Origin of the sequence: Streptomyces sp. UH6 (genome assembly GCF_013421635.1) — a bacterium.
GTDB classification, from domain to species: Bacteria; Actinomycetota; Actinomycetes; order Streptomycetales; family Streptomycetaceae; genus Streptomyces; species Streptomyces abyssomicinicus.
Window position 1 is genome coordinate 1 of sequence record NZ_JACADT010000324.1, and the last position, 5,688, is coordinate 5,688.

The window sequence follows — 5,688 nt, forward strand, 5'->3', positions numbered from 1 at the left end:
CGGCCCCGCGACGACGAGCCTCGTTCCGGGCCCCCACCGGCCTGGAACGGCTGTCCGACGGCGTCCGTACACTGCCGCCATGACCGGATCGACCAGGCGGGGCGGCCCACCCGGGCCCGGCCACGCCCAGCGGCTGAACGCTCTCGCCGCCGCGCTGGCCCGGGGTCTCGACCTGCCGGAGGCGAGGACGGAGCCCGCCTCGGCCACGGCCCCGGTGACCCTGGTGTGGACGGACGGACCGACCCTGGACGAGGTGTCGGCGGCTGCCCGGGACACCGACCCGGAGGCGGCCGGTCCTCTGTGCCTGCGGCGGGACCTCTCGGAGCAGGCGGTCGCACTCGGCGCGGTCAGGCTGGCGACCTCTCCCTCGCCTCTCGGCTGCGGCCTTCCGCTGCCGGTGACGGCGGACGCGGTGGAGGCACTGTGGTGGGAGGTACCGCTGCCCGTGGCGTCCACCCCGCGGGAGGACGCCCTGGTGTACGCCCTGCTGTACCAGGCCCACGACGACCACCGGCGCAACAGCGTCGGCGCCGAGGAGATCTGCGCCGTGGTCCGTCAGCAGGGCATCGCCCCGCTGCTCCTGCGCTCGGGCGCCGAACTGACCCCGGCCGAGATCCTGACCGCCCGCTACGCCGCCACCCACGCCCACCCCGCCTGGCGGCACAGGCTGACGACCATGCCCGTGCCGACCCTGCTGCGGCTGGTCGCGGACGACGCCCAGGCGCCGCCCCCGTGCCTGGCAGCGGGTCTGGCCCTGGCCCTCGCCTCTCCGGAGGACGACGCCTTCGGCGCGATCGCGGCCACCCTCAGGACCCGCCTCGCCACACCGGACCACGGAACCGGGAGCGGTGAACCGGTGAACCGGTGAACCGGTGAACGCGCCCCGGATGAAGCGGCGAACGCTCCCCGGACGCCGCGGTTGCCGGCAGACCCCCGCTACTGCGGTGTGGTCGCGATCTGGATCAGGTTGCCGCAGGTGTCGTCGAGGACGGCGGTGGTGACGGGGCCCAGCTCGACGGGGTCCTGGGTGAACCGGACGCCGAGACCGCGCAGACGCTCGTACTCCGCCGTCACGTCCTCGACGGCGAACTGGGCGAGCGGGATGCCGTCCGCGACGAGCGCGTCCCGGTACGCCCGGGCCGCCGGGTGGCCGGCGGGCTCGAGGAGGAGTTCCGTGCCGTCGGGCTCGTCGGGGGACACCACGGTGAGCCACCGGTCCTTCTCGCCCACCGGGACGTCGTGCTTCTTCACGAAGCCGAGGACCTCGGTGTAGAAGCGCTCGGCCTGTGCCTGGTCGTCGACGAAGACGCTGGTCAGGTGAATCCTCATGAGGTGCCCTTCTCGGTTCCGGAGGGGTCGGGAACGTGCCATCGCTCGGCGATCCGCCGCAGCGGAGCGGTGTTCAGGTCGTGGAACTTGTAGCGGCCCTCCCGCCTGGTCCCGACGAGCCCGGCGCCCTCCAGCACCGCGAGGTGCTGGGAGACCGCCTGACGTGAGATGCCGAGTCCGTGCTTCATGGTCAGGCGGGAGCAGATCTCGAACAGCGTTTGGCCGGACTTCTCCGTGAGCTCGTCGAGGATGGTGCGACGAGTGGGGTCGGCCAGGGCTTTGAAAAGGTCGTCGGCCACACCCCCACAATAGGCAAGTAGCCACTTGCCTATCAACCGGAGGTACGGCGTGGCACGCCAGGTCGCCCGGGCACCGGCCCACGACCACCGGCCGCTGCCACCGGCCCACGGCCACCCGCCGGCGTCAGTAGGCCTCGTCGCCCGGGTACCCGGGGAACCCGTCGAGCTCCGCGTCCTCGCCCTCCCCCTCGAGGGCCTCGCGGACCACACGCAGGGCCATGCCTTCCGGGTAGCCCTTGCGGGCCAGCATCCCCGCGAGGCGGCGTATGCGCTTGTCGCGGTCGAGCCCGCGGGTGGACCGCAGCTTGCGCCCGACCAGGTCGCGGGCGGTCGCCTCCTCCTGGTCGCTGTCGAGCTGGGAGACCGCCTCCTCGATCAGCGAGGAGTCCACACCCTTGGCCCTCAGCTCGCGCGCGAGGGCACGCCGGGCCAGGCCCCGGCCGTGGTGCCGGGACTCCACCCAGGCGTCGGCGAAGGCGCCGTCGTCGATCAGGCCCACCTCTTCGAACCGGGTGAGCACCTGGTCGGCGACGTCGTCCGGGATCTCCCGCTTGCGCAGGGCGTCGGCGAGCTGCTTCCGGGTCCGCGGGGACCCGGTGAGCAGGCGCAGGCAGATGCCCCGCGCCCGCTCGACCGGATCCCCGCGGTCACCGTCGTGAGCGATGCGATCGACCTGCTCGCCGCGCGTCCCGCGGCCTTCGCGACTGCCGCGACCGGGGCGACGGGCCGGACCGGGCGGACCGGCCTCGTCGTCGGGGCCGGCCTCTCCGGCCCATTCGGTTCGGCGTGTCACGGATCAGCTCTTGGCCGCCGCGGCCTTGGCCTTGGTGGCACGGGTGGTGGGAGCCGGGACGGCCTTGGCGGCGTCCGCGCCCTCGCCCCCAGCCGAGTCGACGGCAGCGGCCGCGGTCTCCTCCTCGGTCGGCTTGATGACGCCCAGCTTGGTCTTGATCTTCCGCTCGATCTCCTCCGCCAGGGCGGGGTTGTCCTTGAGGAAGTTGCGGGCGTTCTCCTTGCCCTGGCCGAGCTGGTCGCCCTCGTACGTGTACCAGGCGCCGGCCTTGCGGACGAACCCGTGCTCCACGCCCATGTCGATCAGGCCACCCTCGCGGCTGATGCCCTGGCCGTAGAGGATGTCGAACTCGGCCTGCTTGAACGGCGGGGCCACCTTGTTCTTGACCACCTTGCAGCGGGTGCGGTTGCCGACCGCGTCCGTGCCGTCCTTCAGGGTCTCGATACGGCGGATGTCGATACGCACCGAGGCGTAGAACTTCAGCGCCCGGCCACCGGTCGTGGTCTCCGGGGAGCCGAACATGACGCCGATCTTCTCGCGGAGCTGGTTGATGAAGATGGCCGTCGTCTTGGACTGGTTGAGCGCGCTGGTGATCTTCCGCAGCGCCTGGCTCATCAGGCGGGCCTGCAGACCCACGTGACTGTCGCCCATCTCGCCCTCGATCTCCGCGCGCGGGACCAGCGCCGCGACGGAGTCGATGACGATCAGGTCGAGCGCGCCGGAGCGGACCAGCATGTCCACGATCTCCAGCGCCTGCTCGCCGTTGTCCGGCTGCGAGAGGATCAGGTTGTCCACGTCCACGCCGAGCTTGCGCGCGTACTCGGGGTCGAGCGCGTGCTCCGCATCGACGAACGCGACCTGACCGCCGGCCTTCTGCGCGTTGGCCACCGCGTGCAGGGTCAGCGTGGTCTTGCCGGAGGACTCCGGACCGTAGATCTCCACCACACGGCCGCGCGGCAGGCCGCCGACGCCGAGCGCCACGTCCAGGGCGGTCGAGCCGGTGGGGATGACCTCGATGGGCTCCTGGGTGCGGTCGCCCATGCGCATGACCGCGCCCTTGCCGAATTGCCGTTCAATCTGCGCGAGGGCTGTTTCCAGCGCCTTCTCGCGGTCGGTTCCTGCCATGGGTTCCACCCGGTTTGCTTGAGTCGATCGCTTCACGTCAAAGACGCTAACGCCTGCCACTGACAACGCGCCCCGACGCCCGTCCACCCTGTGGAAAACTCGTGCGCATCTCACCTCAAACCGTACAGAAGTACCTCTGTGAGACGGACGCCCGAGTACCACCGGCCGTCCCATAAGAACGGCTGTTCGATTTTCGTGTCAAATCATTCCCCTGTCCCGGCAGTGCGTGCCGGGTCTACGCGGGGTTCACACCCGGGAACCGCCCCAGAGCCGCCGGGCCCGCCGGAACAGCCCCCGGGCGGCCGCGTCCGCCGCTCCCCGGCGGTGGCCGTGCACCCGTGGGTCGTCCGTCACGTCGTACCGCTTCACGTAGGCGCCGAGGAACGCCTGGAGGGTGGCGACGGCCGGGATCGCGATCAGCGCGCCGACCGCGCCGAGCAGCGCGGTGCCGGCGATCACCGAGCCGAAGGCGACCGCGGGGTGGATGTCCACCGTCCGCGCGGTCAGCTTGGGCTGCAGCAGGTAGTTCTCGAACTGCTGGTACACCACCACGAAGATCAGCACCCACAGCGCGTACCAGGGGTTGACGGTGAAGGCGATCAGCATCGGCAGCGCGCCCGCCAGATAGGTGCCGATGGTGGGGATGAACTGCGAGACCAGTCCCACCCAGACCGCCAGCACCGGCGCGTAGGGCACGTCGAGGAACTGCAGCAGCACGTAGTGGGCGAGGCCCGACACCAGTGCCATCAGGCCGCGCGAGTAGATGTAGCCGCCGGTCTTGTCGACGGCGATCTCCCAGGCCCGCAGCACCTCGGCCTGCTTGGCCGGGGGCAGCACCGAGCAGAGGGCGCGGCGCAGCCGGGGGCCGTCGGCGGCGAAGTAGAACGAGAACAGCGCGACGGTCAGCAGCTGGAACAGGCCGCCGAGGACCTGGGCGGACACGTCCAGCACCCCGCTGGCGCTGTTCTCGACGTACTTGTGCAGCCAGTCGGAGCTGAGCAGGCTCTCCTGGACGTCCACCCGGCGCAGCTCGGTGTCGAAGTGGACGTTGATCCAGTTGATCACCGAGTCCAGGTAGGCCGGGAAGTCGTCGATGATCCGGATGATCTGGTCGGCGAGCATCGAGCTCATCAGGGTGACGAAGCCCGCCGCACCGGCCAGCACGCCCAGGAAGACCAGGCACGCGGCGACGCCCCGCCGCAGCCCGCGGGAGGCCATCCAGCTCACCGCGGGCTCGATGGCGAGCGCCAGGAAGAAGGCGATCAGTACGTTGATCAGCAGGCCGGTCAGCCGGTGGAAGGCCCAGCTGCCCAGCTGGAACACGGCGACCAGGGAGAGCGCGAGCACCATGGCCCGCGGCAGCCAGCGGGGCATCCTGGCGGCCTGCGGCGTCTCCTCGGCCGCCCGCGGCCCGTCGGCCGGCAGTGGCCCGTCCGCCGGTGGTGGCGCCGTCCTCCGCTGCGGCGGCACCCCGGCGCCGTCGGCGGCCGGCGCCGCACCCGTGTCCCTGCCGCTCTCCGTGCCCTCAGCCCCTGTCACGCCGCAAGTCTCGCCCACCTCGCGAGGTTTCGGAGAATTCCGGTGGCTCAGCGCCTCTCGGCCGGCACGTTCATCGCGGTGCAGACCGCCCGCCACACGTCCTTCGCCTCCCAGCCGGCGTCCAGTGCCTGGTGGACGGTACGCCCGCCGAGTTCCGCCATCACATGGTCGCGCGCGAAGGAGTCGGCGTACCCGGGACCGAAGTGGTCCGCCATCCGCTGCCAGAAGACCGTCAACCGCATGGCTCCAGTATCCGCCCCCGGATCTCAGAGCAGCGCGCGGACCCCGGCCGTGACGGCCACCGCGACGCCGACCACCACGAGGAACGGCGCCCGCAGCGCCAGTGCCACCCCTGCCGCGCCCACTCCCAGCACCCTGGCGTCGAGGACCAGCTCACGCCCGTCGCCGAAGGTCTGCTGCGCCGTCAGGGCGGCCAGCAGCGCCACCGGCAGCAGCGCCGCCAGCCGCCGCACCAGCGGCCGCTCCAGCACCGAGCCGGGAACCAGCAGCCCCGCGAGCTTCACGGCGTAGCACCCGACCGCCGTCAGCCCGATCGCGATCCAGACGTTCACCGCTGTTCCTCCTCGGAAGCCTCGGCCGTGG

At 71.7% G+C, this 5,688-nt stretch carries 8 protein-coding genes; 1 reads left to right on the forward strand and 7 read right to left on the reverse strand.

The features are described 5' to 3' along the window. Positions 1-79 precede the first annotated feature (79 nt). Positions 80-868 carry a hypothetical protein gene (locus HW445_RS16590; protein ID WP_180221798.1) on the forward strand — a complete coding sequence of 263 codons (789 nt, stop codon included), beginning with the start codon at positions 80-82 and terminating at the stop codon, positions 866-868. 68 nt (positions 869-936) lie between these two features. On the opposite strand, the gene HW445_RS16595 is transcribed toward HW445_RS16590, so the two are convergent. The 7 genes from HW445_RS16595 to HW445_RS16625 all read right to left on the reverse strand — a co-directional run bounded on the left by HW445_RS16595 (position 937) and on the right by HW445_RS16625 (position 5,657). Continuing rightward, positions 937-1,329, reverse strand: a complete 393-nt coding sequence (locus tag HW445_RS16595) for a VOC family protein (RefSeq protein WP_151775242.1) — start codon at positions 1,327-1,329, stop codon at positions 937-939. After that, on the reverse strand, positions 1,326-1,628 hold the full coding sequence (locus HW445_RS16600; RefSeq protein ID WP_180221799.1) for a helix-turn-helix transcriptional regulator: 303 nt from the start codon (positions 1,626-1,628) through the stop codon (positions 1,326-1,328). The genes HW445_RS16595 and HW445_RS16600 overlap by 4 nt, the downstream gene beginning before the upstream one ends. 124 nt (positions 1,629-1,752) lie before the next feature. After that, positions 1,753-2,421 carry a recombination regulator RecX gene (gene recX, locus HW445_RS16605; RefSeq protein WP_180221800.1) on the reverse strand — a complete coding sequence of 223 codons (669 nt, stop codon included), beginning with the start codon at positions 2,419-2,421 and terminating at the stop codon, positions 1,753-1,755. Positions 2,422-2,424: 3 nt separating this feature from the next. Beyond that, positions 2,425-3,546, reverse strand: coding sequence for a recombinase RecA (gene recA, locus HW445_RS16610; RefSeq protein WP_180221801.1), 1,122 nt, complete (start codon positions 3,544-3,546; stop codon positions 2,425-2,427). 246 nt (positions 3,547-3,792) lie between these two features. After that, on the reverse strand, positions 3,793-4,920 hold the full coding sequence (locus HW445_RS16615; protein WP_151775238.1) for an AI-2E family transporter: 1,128 nt from the start codon (positions 4,918-4,920) through the stop codon (positions 3,793-3,795). A 212-nt stretch (positions 4,921-5,132) separates the two neighbouring features. Then, complete coding sequence (locus HW445_RS16620) at positions 5,133-5,327, reverse strand: DUF3046 domain-containing protein (protein ID WP_180221802.1); 195 nt, start codon at positions 5,325-5,327, stop codon at positions 5,133-5,135. Between the two features lie 24 nt (positions 5,328-5,351). After that, positions 5,352-5,657, reverse strand: a complete 306-nt coding sequence (locus HW445_RS16625) for an AzlD domain-containing protein (RefSeq protein WP_151775236.1) — start codon at positions 5,655-5,657, stop codon at positions 5,352-5,354. Positions 5,658-5,688 lie beyond the last annotated feature (31 nt).

What these genes read in the sequence shown, in the direction of transcription:
- HW445_RS16590 (WP_180221798.1), top strand. Translation starts at nt 80, where the DNA reads ATGACCGGATCGACCAGGCGGGGCGGCCCACCCGGGCCCGGCCACGCC.
- HW445_RS16595 (WP_151775242.1), bottom strand. Translation starts at nt 1,329, where the DNA reads ATGAGGATTCACCTGACCAGCGTCTTCGTCGACGACCAGGCACAGGCC.
- recA (WP_180221801.1), bottom strand. Translation starts at nt 3,546, where the DNA reads ATGGCAGGAACCGACCGCGAGAAGGCGCTGGAAACAGCCCTCGCGCAG.
- HW445_RS16615 (WP_151775238.1), bottom strand. Translation starts at nt 4,920, where the DNA reads ATGCCCCGCTGGCTGCCGCGGGCCATGGTGCTCGCGCTCTCCCTGGTC.
- HW445_RS16620 (WP_180221802.1), bottom strand. Translation starts at nt 5,327, where the DNA reads ATGCGGTTGACGGTCTTCTGGCAGCGGATGGCGGACCACTTCGGTCCC.